The organism is Paenibacillus sp. yr247, assembly GCF_900103825.1.
In the GTDB taxonomy this organism is placed as follows: domain Bacteria; phylum Bacillota; class Bacilli; order Paenibacillales; family NBRC-103111; genus Paenibacillus_E.
Genome location: NZ_FNIF01000002.1, coordinates 515,566 through 532,123, shown reverse-complemented (window position 1 = coordinate 532,123; position 16,558 = coordinate 515,566). Strand labels below are relative to the sequence as shown.

13 protein-coding genes and 1 pseudogene are annotated in these 16,558 nt (G+C 45.1%); 11 read left to right on the top strand and 3 right to left on the bottom strand.

Features of this window, described 5'->3' with window-relative positions; translation table 11 throughout:
* Window positions 1-645: 645 nt before the first annotated feature.
* Together BLT91_RS07180 and BLT91_RS07175 are read right to left on the bottom strand one after the other, a co-directional pair.
* Complete coding sequence (locus tag BLT91_RS07180) at window positions 646-2,187, bottom strand: response regulator transcription factor (protein WP_090818708.1); 1,542 nt, start codon at window positions 2,185-2,187, stop codon at window positions 646-648.
* Window positions 2,174-3,982 (bottom strand): sensor histidine kinase, encoded by a 1,809-nt coding sequence (locus tag BLT91_RS07175; RefSeq protein WP_090818705.1) that lies wholly within the window; start codon window positions 3,980-3,982, stop codon window positions 2,174-2,176. Before BLT91_RS07175 ends, BLT91_RS07180 begins: the two co-directional genes overlap by 14 nt.
* A 290-nt stretch (window positions 3,983-4,272) precedes the next feature.
* Between BLT91_RS07175 and BLT91_RS07170 the strand changes: the two genes are divergently transcribed.
* The 11 genes and pseudogenes from BLT91_RS07170 to BLT91_RS31355 all read left to right on the top strand — a co-directional run bounded on the left by BLT91_RS07170 (window position 4,273) and on the right by BLT91_RS31355 (window position 16,009).
* Complete coding sequence (locus BLT91_RS07170; protein WP_254776848.1) at window positions 4,273-5,157, top strand: ABC transporter permease; 885 nt, start codon at window positions 4,273-4,275, stop codon at window positions 5,155-5,157.
* Between the two features lie 44 nt (window positions 5,158-5,201).
* Window positions 5,202-6,074: a carbohydrate ABC transporter permease gene (locus tag BLT91_RS07165; protein WP_090818699.1), complete on the top strand. Its 873-nt coding sequence runs from the start codon at window positions 5,202-5,204 to the stop codon at window positions 6,072-6,074.
* Window positions 6,075-6,133: 59 nt separating this feature from the next.
* Complete coding sequence (locus BLT91_RS07160) at window positions 6,134-7,825, top strand: type 2 periplasmic-binding domain-containing protein (protein ID WP_254776816.1); 1,692 nt, start codon at window positions 6,134-6,136, stop codon at window positions 7,823-7,825.
* 118 nt (window positions 7,826-7,943) lie between these two features.
* Window positions 7,944-8,906: pseudogene (locus BLT91_RS07155) on the top strand (Gfo/Idh/MocA family protein); the annotation flags it as partial.
* 27 nt (window positions 8,907-8,933) lie between these two features.
* Complete coding sequence (locus BLT91_RS07150) at window positions 8,934-9,956, top strand: Gfo/Idh/MocA family protein (RefSeq protein ID WP_090818693.1); 1,023 nt, start codon at window positions 8,934-8,936, stop codon at window positions 9,954-9,956.
* A 15-nt stretch (window positions 9,957-9,971) separates the two neighbouring features.
* Window positions 9,972-10,919 (top strand): sugar phosphate isomerase/epimerase family protein, encoded by a 948-nt coding sequence (locus BLT91_RS07145; protein ID WP_090818690.1) that lies wholly within the window; start codon window positions 9,972-9,974, stop codon window positions 10,917-10,919.
* Window positions 10,920-10,960: 41 nt separating this feature from the next.
* Window positions 10,961-12,664, top strand: coding sequence for a hypothetical protein (locus BLT91_RS07140; RefSeq protein ID WP_368086780.1), 1,704 nt, complete (start codon window positions 10,961-10,963; stop codon window positions 12,662-12,664).
* A gap of 16 nt (window positions 12,665-12,680) precedes the next feature.
* Complete coding sequence (locus tag BLT91_RS07135) at window positions 12,681-14,885, top strand: glycoside hydrolase family 88/105 protein (protein ID WP_090818684.1); 2,205 nt, start codon at window positions 12,681-12,683, stop codon at window positions 14,883-14,885.
* A 32-nt stretch (window positions 14,886-14,917) separates the two neighbouring features.
* The gene (locus BLT91_RS31360; protein ID WP_175532134.1) at window positions 14,918-15,064 is read left to right on the top strand and encodes a hypothetical protein; all 147 of its coding nucleotides are present in this window, start codon (window positions 14,918-14,920) and stop codon (window positions 15,062-15,064) included.
* Window positions 15,065-15,408: 344 nt separating this feature from the next.
* On the top strand, window positions 15,409-15,873 hold the full coding sequence (locus BLT91_RS07130; protein ID WP_141224946.1) for a hypothetical protein: 465 nt from the start codon (window positions 15,409-15,411) through the stop codon (window positions 15,871-15,873).
* A complete protein-coding gene (locus BLT91_RS31355) occupies window positions 15,857-16,009 on the top strand; it encodes a hypothetical protein (protein WP_175532132.1) in 153 nt (50 codons plus the stop codon). Before BLT91_RS07130 ends, BLT91_RS31355 begins: the two co-directional genes overlap by 17 nt.
* A gap of 177 nt (window positions 16,010-16,186) precedes the next feature.
* Here the strand turns inward: BLT91_RS31355 and BLT91_RS07125 are convergent, their stop codons facing one another.
* Window positions 16,187-16,552: a transporter gene (locus BLT91_RS07125; protein ID WP_090818677.1), complete on the bottom strand. Its 366-nt coding sequence runs from the start codon at window positions 16,550-16,552 to the stop codon at window positions 16,187-16,189.
* Window positions 16,553-16,558: the final 6 nt, after the last annotated feature.

Here is a 16,558-nt window from a genome sequence, read left to right as displayed (position 1 = left end):
TTTGTGGACATATTGAAGAAGAAGCACAAATACAACAGAGCTAATGATGTCATAGATGGAAACAAAGAGGTTGTAGTTCGTAAATGGTACGTAAGATAACCGAATAACGGTATAAAGTAATATATACATGAGCGCAATTCGTATGATGTGCGTGTATCGCTCTCTTTTTTGGATGGAGAATCCAATTAATATATAATACAGGATCAGACACCAATTCAAATGACTAGACCAGTGAAATAGGGCGAGGAATACAAACTGAAATTTCTGTAAGGAGGGAAACTTATTATCGAAAACAATGCTGAGATAATAAGAGCAGCCTAGTAGAATGACGGCAACGGTACTTGGAGCTTTATCCATAGCCAAAGATGATATTATGGTAAAACAACAAATAAAGGGGATGAAAACATGTTTGATTATCCTGATGACCAACAGAAAACACTCCCGACTGATAGATGGAATAGCAATGATTTGCGTAATAAACCCGCTACATATTAACCTTGTTCGATGAACAGAAACTCATCCTTATAAATTATAAACGAAAAAGTGTTAGATAATTGTCGGTTTATGTCAGGATTCTCGTGAAATTTGAAATTTAATTTCAAAGAGACTCTCTCTAAGGTTTTAACCATAAAGAAAGCCTCGTTTTCACCGATGATTTCGGTATTCCTTCGGGGACATATGGTATTGCTGCTTAAATACATTCGTAAAGTAATTCGGTTCGTCAAAACCTATTGCACAAGCAATTTCGAATATTTTCATATCGGTATTCCGGAGCAGCAGCGCGGCTTTGTCCATGCGGAGTCGGGTAACGTAACGCGTGAAGCTTTCGCCAGTAGCCTTTTTAAACAAGACGCTAAAATAACTTGAATTAAGGTGAATATGGGCCGCTACATCCGTCAAGCGACATTCTTCGTTGTAATGCTCCTCGATATATTTGGTAGCTCTCTCAATGAGATTATCGCTTTTGGACGCTTGCCAGCTGTTAAACAGAAGTAAGAAATTCTTCACCTGCTCGTCAGCCCACTGAATCACTTCCTCCGAAGTCCAATGGGATTGTGGCATATCGTTCGGTATTCTTGCCAAAGATTCTTTTCTATCAGAGTCGAATTGTTTCTGGATGGTTCCAAGCAGAGCAATCGAAAGCGATAAGGCTTGAATCTTCATTTCTTCGGTCGTTTGATGCGAGAGTTCGGCGAGTACCCGGTCCAAAAGCAATTGAAGACTGTCTTCCTGTCCTATCAAAATGGCAGACATCAGCTGCACTTCTAGCTCGTTGACTTTGGCCTGATTTAAGGACAGTGTCATTCCGGAGCCTGTTTCTTTACCTTCACGTTGCGTGTCTGAACCTGCAGATTCAATCCCTTTGAATCTCTCATACAAGTCGGCCAGGTGCTTGAAAGAGGGCGCGATTCCCATCGGCTGAACGTCCACACGTAGGGTCAAATAGTCGAAAGAAGCCGATTGTATCGCTTCATGTAAATGCGCATCCACACCCTGCTCGGCGATTAAGACGAAGCGATCATGCTCAACCAGGAGGAGGCGGGCATCGATTCCTGCTCCCTTCATTAGTTCCTCGACGATATTGGAGAAAGCAAATTGCAGTAAACTCATGTCGCTTTTTCCGTAGTCTTTTGCGGCTAAGTCCTCATTGTTCAGCTGTAACAACCATAATTCCTTAGCAGTGAGGACTTCATCCATACTTTTCAAAGCTTCGTAGGTGGAAGGCAGGTCCAATAAAGCCGCACGAAGCTCTTGATCCTGCTGCAATTTGCGCTGAACTTGCTGTTGCTGAAGCTGTGCATATTTTTCATAGAAACGCTCGGATGCTTTACTCATCACCTCTCTTACATCTTGTTCTGTGCATGGTTTGATGATGAGATCAAGTGCGCCAAGCCTTACAGCCGCCTGAGCATATTCGAAGTTTTTGTAGCCTGTCAGTATGATGACCAAAAGATCAGGATGATGCTGCCTGAGATGGCCCACAAACTCGATTCCATCCATGATCGGCATACGGATATCCGTGAGTACGAGATCAGGCTTGACTTCATCCAACAACGCAAGTGCATCTTGTCCATTGCTGGCCTCGCCGACAACGTTCCACCCAAGCTGCCCCTCCTCAAACATTTTTATTAATCCCTTACGGAAATTAGGCTGATCTTCGACAATCAACACGTTACCCTTCAGCATGTTCACTGATCTCCTTTCTCGTGGTTGTATTTGGCAGAATGAGGCGCATCGTCGTTCCGCTATCCACTACGCTGCTCACTTCCAGCCGATAAGGCTGACCGTAAACAAGTTCAATTCGTCTCACGACACTGCGAACCCCTAGGCTTTCCCGTCCATCTGAGCGCTGTGGCAAAGAAGTACCCTTTGGCCCTAGCAGTAAAGAAATCGCTGTCTCATCCATGCCGCAGCCATTATCCGTCACTTCAATTTCCAGAAAACCATCGTTATTTCGCGCTCGAATTAATAAAACTTTGTGTGATACCTTATTGCGGAAGCCATGCACGAAGACATTTTCTACGAGCGGTTGGAGTAGGAATCGCATGATTTCGCTGTCCAATATTTGTTCGTCGGCTTGAATAATGGTTTCCAAATCTGTTTCGAAGAGTTCGGTTTGCAGCTTCACATAATTGCGAATTTGCTGAAACTCTTCTCTTACGGTTGTTAATGTCCGAACGGGCATCAGTGAGTACTTGAGCATTTCCGAGATGGTGGCGATCAAGGCTGCCGTTTCCTTCTCGTTTTGTAAATAAAGCTTCCAATAAATCTCGTTAAACATATTGTGCAGAAAATGAGGATTTAGCTGTACCTGCAGGGCTTTGAGCTCGGCTTCTCGTTCACTTAACTGCGTTAAATAAACTTCCTTAATGAGCCGGCCAACCTGTTCGGCCATTGCGTTAAAGCTTTCAGCGATATAAGCCAGCTCATCTTTTGTTCGAATTTCAATACGTGTATCAAAATCGCCGGATCGAACCTTACGCAGTCCTAGGAGCAAGTCCTTGAGCGGTCTCAGCAGCTTACCTGTGGATAGTACGATTAACACACTGGTCAGAAGAATGCTGATCAAGCCGGTATATACGATTCTCTTGGACAAGTCTTTGTTTTTAGCTTGAATTTCGGAAAGAGAAGTACTGCTGACGAGCTTGAAAGAAGTTGCTTTGGACTCTCCTTGCACGTATAGATGATTGTTCATTACCTGGGTTTCGTTGAGATTCCTCAACTGCTGCTCCTTCTCGGCAGTTTCCTGTAAGGAGTTGCTGTATAGTAATTCTTTATTTTCATTGAACAAATAAACTTCGCCCGTACCGTCCTTCGTTAACTCCTTGAGAGAGCTTGCAAAGAAAGATTCATCGACGGCCATGACGAGCACACCATACGTGTTCAAAGAGCTATTTTTCATCAGGCGGGCGATAATGATCGTCTTTCTGAACCCGCTAGGTTCAATGGAGCTCGGAAGAGACATACTCATCCAAGCTAGATTCCCATAAGTATTGCTTAGCTTGGATTGAATCGTTTGAAACGTAGAAGCATCCATGTTATTGATAGATGAGGTGGTGTAGCTGAAATAGGAAGGGTTCCCGTTTAAATCATATAAGTACATGCCCGTAATATAGGGCGCGTCCGACTTGATTTGAAAAATTTGCTCTTCGATTTGCTTTTTATCATAGTACAAATTAAAGGCATCAGTGTCTTCTTGTGAATTGATCCGCCTGATAAGCTTTTCAATTTGCGGATTAAACACCACCGTCTGTGAGACGCGAACAATCTCCTGAACTTTAAGCTCCATCTTAGCCAGTGCTTCTTCATTTGTTCGAGAAAACTGCTTGCTGATCTCTTCCTCAAAGAGCTTTAAGTTATACGTATAGGTCAAGTAACCGGTTACACCGAAAGCAAGTAAAATGATGAGGGACAGGCTAAGAATTAGCTTAATCCTAAAGCTTCTGTTGATTCCTAGTAATAATTGCATCCAGATCTGCATCGCAGTTACCCCTGTGAAGCTGTAGTTTTTATTTCTATTTAAGACATTATAGCAAGATTTCTCCTATAAGAAATGAGAATTGTACATTTCGATGGATGGCACAGGCGATTACCCAATAAAATTATAGATTCTTCTATAATTTTTTAAGGGTTTTAATGAGTAAACCAATTATTATAGGATGATACCAATGAATTAGGAAGTGAGCAATCATGAGCAGTCCTGTAGAAGAACCTCCTGTTTCTTTATCATCAGTGAAAATACGTAACGCATCGTCGCTGAAACGAAGCAGGATGCTGAAGCAAAACATTCCATTGTTCATCATGCTTGTCCCTGTAATTGCTTACTATGTGCTATTTAAATATTGGCCTATGGGCGGACTTGTTATCGCTTTCAAAAACTATAATTTTTCGGATGGGATTTTGAACAGCCCATGGGTGGGACTGAAGTATTTTAAAATATTGTTTTCTAGCTCTAATACGCTCCAAATCATTTGGAACACGTTTTGGCTCAGTCTTTTGAGTTTAGTTTTTGGATTTCCGATTCCAATCTTTCTGGCCATTCTGCTCAATGAAGTAAGAAAGTCGTGGTTTAAAAGATGGGTGCAAACGATTATCTATTTACCGCATTTTTTCTCCTGGGTCATTGTTTCCGGTATCGTGTTGTCGTTATTTGCAACCGACTACGGTTCGATTAATAAGGTGCTTAAGTTGTTTAACATTGAACCGATAACCTTCCTATACGAGTCAAAATCTTGGGTTAGTATCTTTATCGGATCAGGTATATGGAAAGAAATGGGATTCAGTACAATCATTTATTTGGCTGCACTGACGACCATTGATCCTTCCCTTTACGAATCTGCCGGTATGGATGGGGCTACGAAGTGGAGGCAAATTTGGCACGTAACGCTCCCAGGTATTCGGCACACCATTATTCTATTGCTTATATTAGCGATGGGTAAGGTGATGGAGGTTGGCTTTGACCAAGTATACAACTTGCAGAACGCTGCGGTATCGGACGTGTCGGAGGTCATTAGTACCTACATTTATAAAATAGGTCTAGGCAGTTCACAATTTAGTTTAACTACTGCAATGGGATTCTTCGAATCAATCATTAGTTGTAGTCTCGTGCTGATAGCTAACAGGATTGCTAAAAAGTTTGACCAAGCTTTGTTCTAAACTTTGAAAAAAATATGTTGGGCAATAATGAAAGGAGGGGTTGCATGAAAGCGACAAAAGGAGAAAGGATTTTCTACGCTGTCAATTACGTGCTGCTCGGATTAATTGCTTTAACTTGTATTCTGCCGTTTATTCATATTGTGGCGCTATCGCTTAGCGATCGGTCGTCCGTGGACTCAGGGCATGTTTTCTTCTGGCCGATAGGGTTACAGTTCACGGCATATAAAATTTTCTTCATCGCCAGCCCAGCTTTTACCGCTTTTAAAAATAGCATCATGATTACGCTTGTGGGTGTGACACTGAGTTTATTGGGTACTATTTTAGCTGCATATCCGTTGTCCAGATCGTATCTGATTGGTCGTCGCTATCTAGTTCTTGGCATGGTGTTTACGATGTTGTTCTCGGGGGGGTTAATTCCTACTTATCTGGTTGTTAAGAACATGCATCTAATCGACTCCTACTGGGCATTATGGTTAACCGGATTCATCAGTACATACAATATGCTGCTGATGCGAAGCTACTTTGAGAATATTCCTTATGAAGTGCAGGAGGCAGCACGAATTGACGGATGTAACGATACCTCACTTCTCATTCGTATCATACTGCCGCTCTCTCTCCCTATGATAGCTACTCTGGCCCTTTTCTACGGGATTGGCTTTTGGAATTCTTTCATGAACGTACTTATGTACATCAACAAGAGCGATATGATGAATTTGACTGTCGTTGTCCAAGCTATGCTGCAGAAAAATGATCTTTTGAACTCGCCTTCTCTTAATAGTGAGGAACAGGCAGCTGTTGCTACGGAGATGGTTAAAGCTGTCGGGGTTGTTGTCATGGTTGTGCCCATGCTGTTGGTCTATCCTTTCTTGCAAAAGTATTTTGTCAAGGGCGTTATGCTAGGGTCTGTTAAGGGTTAAATGAAGATGGTGTTCCCGTTTAACAAAACTTTACAATAAATCGCAGGGGGAAAATGCACATGAAAAACAAGAAACTGTGGCTTGGAATGACAGTAGGAGTCGTAGCATTAGGGGCAACGCTTGTTGGTTGCAGCAGTGACAAAAAGGAAGGAGCGGCAACGGCGACGACAGCGGCAGCGGCTTCAAATAAGTCGGGTGAGCAGAAGCCAGTCAAACGTGGGGATGTTACCGTCTCTATGTACGATCGGGGAGCCGTTCCAGCGTCGGAAGGAACGTATGAAGAAAATCGTTGGAGCAAATGGATCAACCAAAACGGACCGGAGAACGTGAAGTATGTTCCCATCCTTCGCAGCGATTCTACGAAAAAATTGAACGTGCTGTTTGCATCCGGTTCCGCTCCGGATATCGTCAACGAGTATAATACACCGTTTCGGGGTAGTCTGTATGATCAAAAGCAACTGCTTCCTATCGACGACATCTTGAAATTCATGCCCGAATACCAGAAATTGCTAACGCAATATCCACAGTTGAAAAAGGCTGGGACGAAGCCAGATGGCAAGCTGTACGAGATCGGTAAGGTAAAAGAAGCAACCCCTGCGCATATTTTATTAATTCGCACCGATTGGTTGAAAAAACTAAATCTTGCCATGCCGACAACAACGGATGAATTATTGAAGGTAGCCAAGGCATTTGCTGACCAAGACCCTGATGGCAATGGAAAGAAAGATACATATGGTCTTAATATGAGCACATATTCGGAACAGGCCATCAATGAGATATTCGGCGAGAGCTCTTCGAGTACTCTATTGGCCTGGGATATTAAGGATGGCAAAGTTGTCCGTGCGTGGGACAAAGAGCTTGCTTCCCTTACATTCAAGAAACATCTCTATGATGAAGGCCTTATTGATAAAGACTATATCAATGATAAAGACGGCGCAAAGGCTAAACAGGACTTTCTGAATGGCAAGATCGGCATTTACGTCAAATTCACCGGAGGCTGGTATGACTTTGTCATGAATGACCTGACCACGCTGAAGAAAAATGCGCCTGGGGCGGATGTGGCTCCATTAGCTTATCCTAAATCACCGCTCGGGACATTTACTGGCGCTATCGATAATCCGGTTCAGATGACGACAGTTGTGAACGCAAAGGCGAAAGATCCAGAAGCCGTTGGGCGCTATCTTGATTTTATTATGAAGCCGGAAACCTCTTTTAAAATTGTAAATGGAGACGAAGGCACCCACTGGAAGAAAGCTCCTAATGGCTGCCCGCAGGCTATAGATCCTGCTAAGTCGAAAAATGAGGTCGGCTACGCTTACGACTATACAATGTTCTTCTCATCGGGAGTAGATAAATGTACTTATGTCCTGAACGGTTTTAATCCTGAGGTGCCAGCACAAAAAGCCGGGATGGATATGTATAGAGAAGTTCAGAAGCTTTATTTCGATCCACAAAGAGAGTACCCGGGGATTGCCTTAGGGGATCATATGCCGGTATATCCTGCTGATCTCCAATTAATTAATACAACGATTCTTAAAGAAAAAGGCGACTTCTTTGTCAAGGCAATACTTAGCGGCAGCAAGTACAGCCCTGAACAAGCGATTAAAGACTCGCAAGCGGCTTGGGATAAAGCCGGTGGCAAGCAGCTCGAAGATTTCATGAACAAGTGGTATCAGGAAAATAAAGATAAAGCGTTCCTTGCTAAGGATGTTATGGCAATCGTGAAACAGCAGATGGAGCTAGTGAAGTAATCAAACTAGATGGAGGAGCTGGACATGGATATGCGAGTACCTGCCCGTGCAGACATCGCTAGAATGTCCAGCTTCATTCATTATTCATACGCTTCGGAGCGATAATCACATCACTCTTGAACGTGCCCAGCAAGCGGCCGAGAAGTTTGGTGCTCCCGGAGCAAAGGTGTTTGAAAACTACAATGAACTTCTTGCAGATTCTTCCATTGAGGTCGTTCATATTTGTACCCCGAATGATACGCATGCTGAAATTTCTATCGCAGCTCTGGAAGCAGGTAAGCACGTCATGTGTGATAAGCCGATGGCCAAAACGGCTGCAGACGCTCGCCGTATGGTTGAAGTGGCTAAGCGCACAGGGAAAAAGCTGACAATTGGCTACAACAACCGCTTCCGTGCGGACAGTCAGTATTTGAAAAAAGTGATCGAAGACGGCGATTTAGGCGAGATTTATTTTGCCAAGGCACATGCCGTTCGCAGACGCGGAGTTCCCACCTGGGGAGTTTTCTTGGATGAAGAGAAACAGGGTGGTGGGCCGCTGATCGATATTGGTACGCATGCCCTCGATTTAACGCTCTGGATGATGAATAATTACGAACCTTTGGTGGTGCTGGGCACCGCTTATCATAAATTGTCACGCAAAGAAAATGCGGCTAACTCTTGGGGGCCTTGGGATCCGAACAAATTTAAAGTGGAAGATTCGGCTTTCGCTATGGTCGTGATGAAGAACGGCGCAACCATTATGGTGGAAGCCAGCTGGGCATTGAACACGCTGGATACGAAAGAAGCGAAATGTACGCTTTGCGGTACCGAAGGCGGAGCCGATATGCAAGATGGCTTACGCATTAACGGAGAAAACCATAGCCGTCTATATGTGAACCAGCTGTAGTTTGAGGCTAAAGGTGCTGATTTCTATGAAGGTAAGAAAGAAAGCATGCAGGATAAAGAAATCCGACTGTGGATTGATGCGGTTATCCATGATAAAGAGCCTATTGTAACCCCTGAACAATCCTGCGTCGTATCAGAGATTCTCGAAGCGATTTATGAATCAAATAGAACGGGGAAAGCCGTCTATTTTGACTAATTTTTAACAGAGAAGAGGCTCTGAATCATGATAAAAGTAGCGATGTTAAGCTTTTGGCACGTTCATGCCAAAGATTATGCCCGCCTTGCTGTGGAGCATCCGGAAACCCAGATCGTCGCCATCTGGGATGAAGTGCCGGAACGTGGACGGCAGAAGGCGGAAGCGTATGGCGTCAAGTTCTACGATGATTTGCAAGAACTTCTGGGAAGTCCCGATATTGATGCGGTTATCGTGGATACGCCTACGACGATGCATCGGCACATTATTATTGCCGCGGCAAAAGCGGGGAAGCACATCTTTACTGAAAAAGTTGTAGCTACCACAACGAAAGAATGTAAAGAAATCTTAGCGGCCGTTGAGGCTGCGCAAGTGAAATTGACGGTATCTTTGCCGCGTCTATACACCGGGTTTACACAAGCTATAACCAACGCGATTCGCGACGGCCTGCTTGGAATGATTACAACGGTGCGTATCAGGCTTACTCATAACGGGGCTCTCCCTACGGAAAAAAATCCGAATGGTTCTCTGCCTTCTTATTTCTTCAACTTGGAGCAGTGCGGGGGAGGAGCTTTGATGGATCTTGGCTGCCACCCGATGTACTTAACCCGGTTATTTCTGGGTTTACCGGAAAGTGTCAGTGCTAGCTTCGGCTACATAACGGGACGTGAGGTAGAGGATAGCGCCGTAGCTACTTTACGTTATCCAAGCGGTGCACTGGGCATTGTTGAAGCGGGATTCGTGAATAGCTATTCGCAATTCGACATTGAGGTACAGGGGACCGAGGGAAGTATGACGTATTCCAGAACCGATGATACCTTATACATTCGTGGCTCCAAGCTAACAGGTGAAGCGGCAGCTGGGTGGCAGGCAGTAACGGAGCTGCCGATGAATCTTCCCTCCCCGTTCGAGCAATGGGTGTCGCATATTCAGAATGGAACGACGGCTTCTGACAATATCCAATTAGCGCTTGATTTAACCCGTATAATGGAAGCAGCGACTTTATCAGTAAAAACGGGTGCGGCTTTTCAGCTGCGAGATCTTACAGAATAATGCGGAGGAAGACAGATGCTCGATAAAGGGGAATATTCCTTTTCAACCTGTTGGAACATCAAGAAACATACGATTGGCCGGGAAATGATTGAGGAAATAAAAGCACTTGGTTTTCGGAATGTAGAGCTCAATTACAACGTGACCGAAGAGATGATGAAAATGATTGACCCGATGATTGAAAAGGGTGAGATCAGCGTATCCAGTGTGCACAATGTATTTCCGTTCATCGATGACAAGGATTACGATACAGATTCCGTCATGCTGGGCTTTGATGATGAAGAGAAGCGCAAGCGTTCGGTAGAGCTGCTCATAAAATCCATGGAGTACGCGAATCGATACGGCGCCAAGGCCGTGGTTGTGCATCCGGGCGAGGTTCCATTCGAATATAACATTGACTCCGATTTGAAGAAGCTGTATCGAGATCACGGCAAGGATTCGCCGGAGTATCAAAAGCTGTGGAAGGAAATGTCCGAAAGACGTGAACGTTTGAGTCCTTTGTATACGAAACGGATACAAGAAAGTCTGGAAGCCGTTAGTGAACACGCAGCCCAAAAAGGGTGGAACGTGGCCTTAGGCATTGAAACGAGATCCCGCTGTTATCAGATGCCTTCCTTGATGGAAGCCAAGACGTTTTGTGAGAATCTGAAGGGGAGCCCTGTTCATTTATGGTACGATATCGGTCATGCCATGATGATGGACAGAATGGGCTTATACGACAATCTGAAGGAGCTACAAGAAGTTAAGCGCTATATTTATGGTGTGCATATTCATGAAACGCTGGAGCTGTCGGACCACTGGTGTCCGTATGTGCATAGCAAGGATCTGCAATTCTTCGATCATTTTCTTGAAGCCATTGATGCTGCCAAAGTCAAAGTATACGAGTTGAAGGCTCTGTGTCAGCCGGATGAGATTGATGAAAGCCACAGACTCATAACAAGTAAAATTGCCGCTATGAAAGGTTAAAGGTGATGAAAATGGACTTCATATATAAGCATTTAGTGCAAATGAATGACGATTTGACCGAAGCTGCTCTTCGGCAGCAGGTGCTGGATCCTTTATCGAAATATTACGGCGGGATTATTGATGAGACGGGTATTGCGCGCGCAAGCCATCATAGTACACCGATGTATATAGCCGGATGGGTCGCCGCTTTGGTTAATCCGGATTCCAGATACTATCATGATCAGGCTCTTTTGGCCTCCTTGGATAAAGCGGCAGATTTCATTCTGAACAGGCAGCATGCGGACGGCACGGTTTCGCTTGGTTCAACGAATTTCAACTCTCCCCCCGATACAGGCTTCGTTATCGGTGGCGTTACGCAAATTTATCAACTGCTTGCTGCGCATGATTGGGCAGAGGTGCTGCCCATAGCTGCCAAAGTAAAGCTATTTCTTGAACGTACGATTCCGGCCATGCTGACAGGGGGATGCCACACACCTAATCATCGTTGGGTGATTACGGCTGCCCTTTCCCTGCTGTATGAAATTTTTCAACTGCCCGAACTCAAAGCAAGAGCTGAAGAATGGCTGGCTGAAGGCTTGGATATCACGGCAGATGGCGAATGGACCGAACGGAGCAACGGTATTTACAACGCCGTTAGCGATATTGCATTGTACCATACCGGTCGTGTGATGAACCGTCCTGAATTATTGGAATGCGTGCGATGTAATCTACGCATGATGGTATACTTGATCCATCCTTCAGGAGAAGTTGTGACCGACTACTCGGGACGTCAGGATTTTGGTCAAACCTACAACATGGCTGCCTATTATACGATTTATCGTCTGATGGCCGCTTACGACAAGGATCCCTTGTTTGCCGCGATGTGTGATTATGCCGGTTCATTCATCAAGCGTCCTGAAGGCGTGAACAATAATCCGCTGTTGCATGTGTTGCTGTATCCGGAAGCGGATATCAGTGATTTGGAACGTGCCAAGCTGCCAGATCATTATGTCCGCATCCTTAATCAGCAGCACCCCATTAACGAGCACTTGAACCAAATCGATGATGTGGGACATCATATGAAAATTCAGCACAGCAGCATGCATCTAGCATTTGGAGCTCCCATCGTGCGCATTAGAGAGTTGGATAAGAGTGTGACCATCATGCCGCAGACACCTTCCTTCTTCTCTCTTCGCCATGGGAAAGTAAGGCTGCTGGGCATTAAGCTTGCAACCTCCTTCTCCCCGGGGATCGTCAAATTTAATCAGTTATCCGTAGAAGAAGGAGTCTATAAATTAGGCATTACGATGGATAAAGGATACAACGGTCCTATCCCGCAGCAGCATCTTCCCGTTTCAGCAAAGAGTTCGGTAAGTCCTTGGTATTTACTGCCGCATCAGCACCGGCCGATGACGCATCTGCAAACGCATGAGCTGCAGGTAGAGATTAAACAAGGCGCATCCGATTGGACAATACGCATAAGCTCGGATCAACGTGAAGACGTGTTTACGCAGGTGACTTTTATTCTTGGCAGCGAAGGCGCAGCTAGTGGTAGCGACCTGCAAGATGCAGGGGAAGGGAAATATTTCCTCAAAAGCGGCTCCATGACCTATACAGTAGATGAAGATCGTATTGAAATTTCCTCAGGCGCTTATGAACATTTACTGCCTATTCTACGTGAAGATCAGCACCCTGCAGGGTGCCAATACGTCCACGTGAACCTGGTAACACCGTTCGACCGCACATTCACGGTACGGTTGCTGTAGAAAGGAGTGGCCAGATATGACAACTTATTTTAATGAAGTAGAGAGCATAAAGTCTCGTTTGGGACAGGACGATAAGCGCACCTTGAAGGTGCTTGCGGATCGCTATATAGGGGCTAACCCTCCTGTTCCATTTACTTTCCGTGCGTTCAACCGCGCAGGTATTTTGCAGAATGAAGAAGGGTTATTTGATCTGAACCTTGGTCGTAAATTCCCAGAGGCAAAGCCAGGTCAATTCGCTTACGCATATGGTCTGGCATGGAGTGACGGTGAACGAAATTTAGACGTGCTAATCCGTTGCTTGGGTCCCATTCAATTTTATTTTAACGATGAGCTTGCGTATCGCTCTAACGTCATTGATGAGATAAAGCCTGGCGCTACAGTCAAGTTGAACTTGAATTTCGTTAAAGGTTGGAATCGACTTTTTATCAAAGCGAAAAATACGGCAGCCGGCTTCGGATGCTTGTTCGGATCCGATGAAGCTAAGGTCAGAATTCTAAATGTGCTATCTCCCTTTGCCGAGAGGCAAGGGCAAGCTGGATGGGTATATTCAGCCCCAAGCGACTTCGATGTTTATGAAGGGAGTCCGCTGCCGGTTGCGTTATCGTCAGAGAAAGATCATAACCTGAGTTGGCTGCCAACCGGTGATTGGAGTGAGGATGAGCAGACAACTCCCGTTTGTGAGCGTTTGTTCGGGCTGCAGCCTGGTAAAAAGACTTATGCATGGACACAGCTGAACGCAGTCAACATTGGCGAGAACCCCTGCGTGTTGGAGGGAACAACGACCGGTCCGTTAACCGTTTGGGTGGATGGCCATCAGGTGTTAGATCTTATGAAAGAAGGCAGCTTCCAGGTGGAAGTCCCGCTTTCGTATGGAAAGCACGATCTATTACTCCGAAGTGTTTGTGAAAATAGTTCGTGGGGCTTTACGGTGAATGCCCATGTAGGTGGACAGCTTGTTCCATTAAGTTCACCTGTGAACGCTCACGGCTCTGTGGAGCCTTGGCTTTATTTGGGACCGCTTGACACAGATGTGGCAATAGACTACGAGGACTTAGTTACCACGAATCGAGTCTACAAAAACACCTATTGGCGTCTAGATCGGCCTGAGACTTGGATACGTCCTTTTTATGAAAATGCGATGCTGAGCAATAAGTGGACGGTCGGTAACGTCACCAATTATGCCCGTTGGGATTACCCACTAGGCGTGACTATCTATGGCTTGCTGCAAGCAGGTCGCTTACTGGAAAGATCAGATATCACCTCGTATGCTCTTGAGCATGTTCAAAGCTGTACAGACATGTTCGAGTACTCTTTGTGGGACCGCGAGCAGTATGGGTTCCCGGCGATCAATCAACAGCTGGTTATGATGAAAATGCTGGATAACTGCGGCTCGTTTGGGTCAGCAATGTTGGAAGCTTACAAGGAAGATGAAGATCCTGGTTATTTGCCTATCGCCGAAAGAATCGCCGGCTTCATGCTTAGACAACTGGAGAGAAAGGAAGATGGAGCCTTTTACAGGGTGTGTACGGATGAATATTCGGAGAATACCATGTGGGCCGACGACCTATACATGAGCACACCGTTTCTGTGCCGCTATGCGGGGGTGACGGGAAGCAGCGAGGCGCTGGATGAAGCAGCCAAGCAATTTCTATTATTCCGAAAATATTTATTTATGCCGGAACAGCGCATCATGTCGCACGTGTTTGACTTCAAATACGATATTCCTACGGGGATTCCGTGGGGGCGGGGAAACGGTTGGACATTATTTTCCCTAACAGAGGTACTGGAAGCTTTGCCAGCCGAACATGTGAATCGACCGGAGCTGATCCACTTCTTTAACGAGTTGTGTGTGGGTTATGCCGATCTTCAAGCGGAAAGCGGGCTTTGGCATCAAGTGTTGAACGATCCCGACGCGTATCAGGAAGCTTCTTGTACGGCAATGTTTGCGTATTCGTTTGCCAGGGGTGTCCGATTCGGCTGGCTGAGGGAGCCTCAGCGCTTTATCCAAGCGGCGCTTAAAGCTTGGGATGGTTTAACCCGATATGCCATTGACGGGCAAGGCAATGTGCACGGTGTGTGCAGTGGGTCGCGCTACGCCTTTACAGCGGACTATTACAAGAAAGATCTGCTAACCGTAACGAATGATAACCATGGTGTGGGTATCATGATGCTTGCGGGCACCGAGATCGTTAAGATGAAACGTTGGCTTGAAGAGCTGTAGAGCTAGAGGCAAGCAACAGAGAGAGGTATTTTGTGACTCTTGCAGAAGGGAAATGGCAAAAAGCAGCTGCTGCTGAGCCATTTATCGATCATTCAACAAAGTTAAGGAAGGATAAAAAACCAGAGGCACATTGCATGTTCCTCTGGTTTTTTCTTGTTGTTTCTTTAGGGAATTTTTAACTTAATCGACAAAATTCCCGTTTAGGTCTTTTCGGCTGTAATATAAATCATACCTAAAGATTTAGCCCAGAAACAAAAAGGGAAAAGCCAATTAAACATTAAGAAGCGGTGGTCAAGTATCGCTTGTTTTGTTGATATTATTACTGGAGGTCTTATGAGACATATTTACCTAGACTACAACGCTATTTCTTTAAGATTAGATCAATTAGCACAAGAAATTAGAGAAAAAGAATACCGCCGAAATCTGAACGTATATTGCTGATTGAAGAATTTGCTGGTTCTGGTAAAACACTTATCGATTGCAAACAATTCCTACTTGATTCGGGTTATTGAACGGATACATTGTGTGTAAAGATCATTTTTCTGCCAGTCAACCAACCTTTTATTGTTTTGAATGCCAAGATAAAGGAGCCAGATTTATTCTGCCTTGGGAGCGTCACCGGTTAAATACGACAAAATTGTTCGGAACTGTTTTAGAAGAGCAAGATGTCATTGTTACCGGCAGACCTATGATGGATGAAGAACGGACCAAGCTTTGGATGGCTAGGTATTGCATTAAGACTGATGTATTTCTGAGGGATGACCAAATACTTTATCCCCCGAAAAAAACCACTGCAGAATGGAAAGGGAAAAAGGCACTTCATCTTGGTTGCACGCGTTATGTGGAAAGTGAAGCACAGCAAGCCGTTCATATTGCGATGCTATACCCTGAGCTTCAAGTCGTATGGTGGAATGCTGGGGAGCCAGTCCTAATCCAAGCCACGAGTCGATTGAACGAGAGGAATGTGCGTGATGGTGCTTTGCTATGACACGGACTTTGAGAATATCATCTTGTTTCAGCACTATGTCTACGTTTTGTATCCTGACAGTTCAGTCATGGTCGATGGTGGTTATGTAACTCACTTTGATAAAGATATCGTTGTCATTAATGGCCTTGACTACTAACGCTTGAAATTTGATTTCATTGCGTCTCAACCGACCATGAGAATTTATCGATGGCGAAAGTCTCATTAACGTTGATGTTGTAGTGTTTTATCGAGAGATTCCGAATGCAGTCAAAAACAAGAAGAAGGCTGTAATTCCCTCAATGAGAATTACAGCCTTCCTCTTGTTGAAAATTTATTAACAAGTAAACGCATCAATAAAGCGTAAATCAATACCGAAATACATCCATGAGAAACCGGTCCAACGGAAGCCCGCGATGGAGTTATGGCCAACAAAAACGGGGAAGTACCAGAACGATTGACCATTTCTCAGCCATATGAAGGTGAAATTAAACAAACAGCGTCTAATGCCTCCTGGCTCTACAGCAAATGTGGAGCCAGCAGCTGTAAAAGGCTTTTGCGGTGTGTAATCAGGGGGTGCGGATGTTGGAGCTTGCTGACCGCCTCCTGGCGGCATACCAGGGAAACCTTCACCTGGCATACCAGGGAAACCACCACCAGGCATACCACCGCCAGGCATACCAGGGAAACCACCACCAGGCATACCACC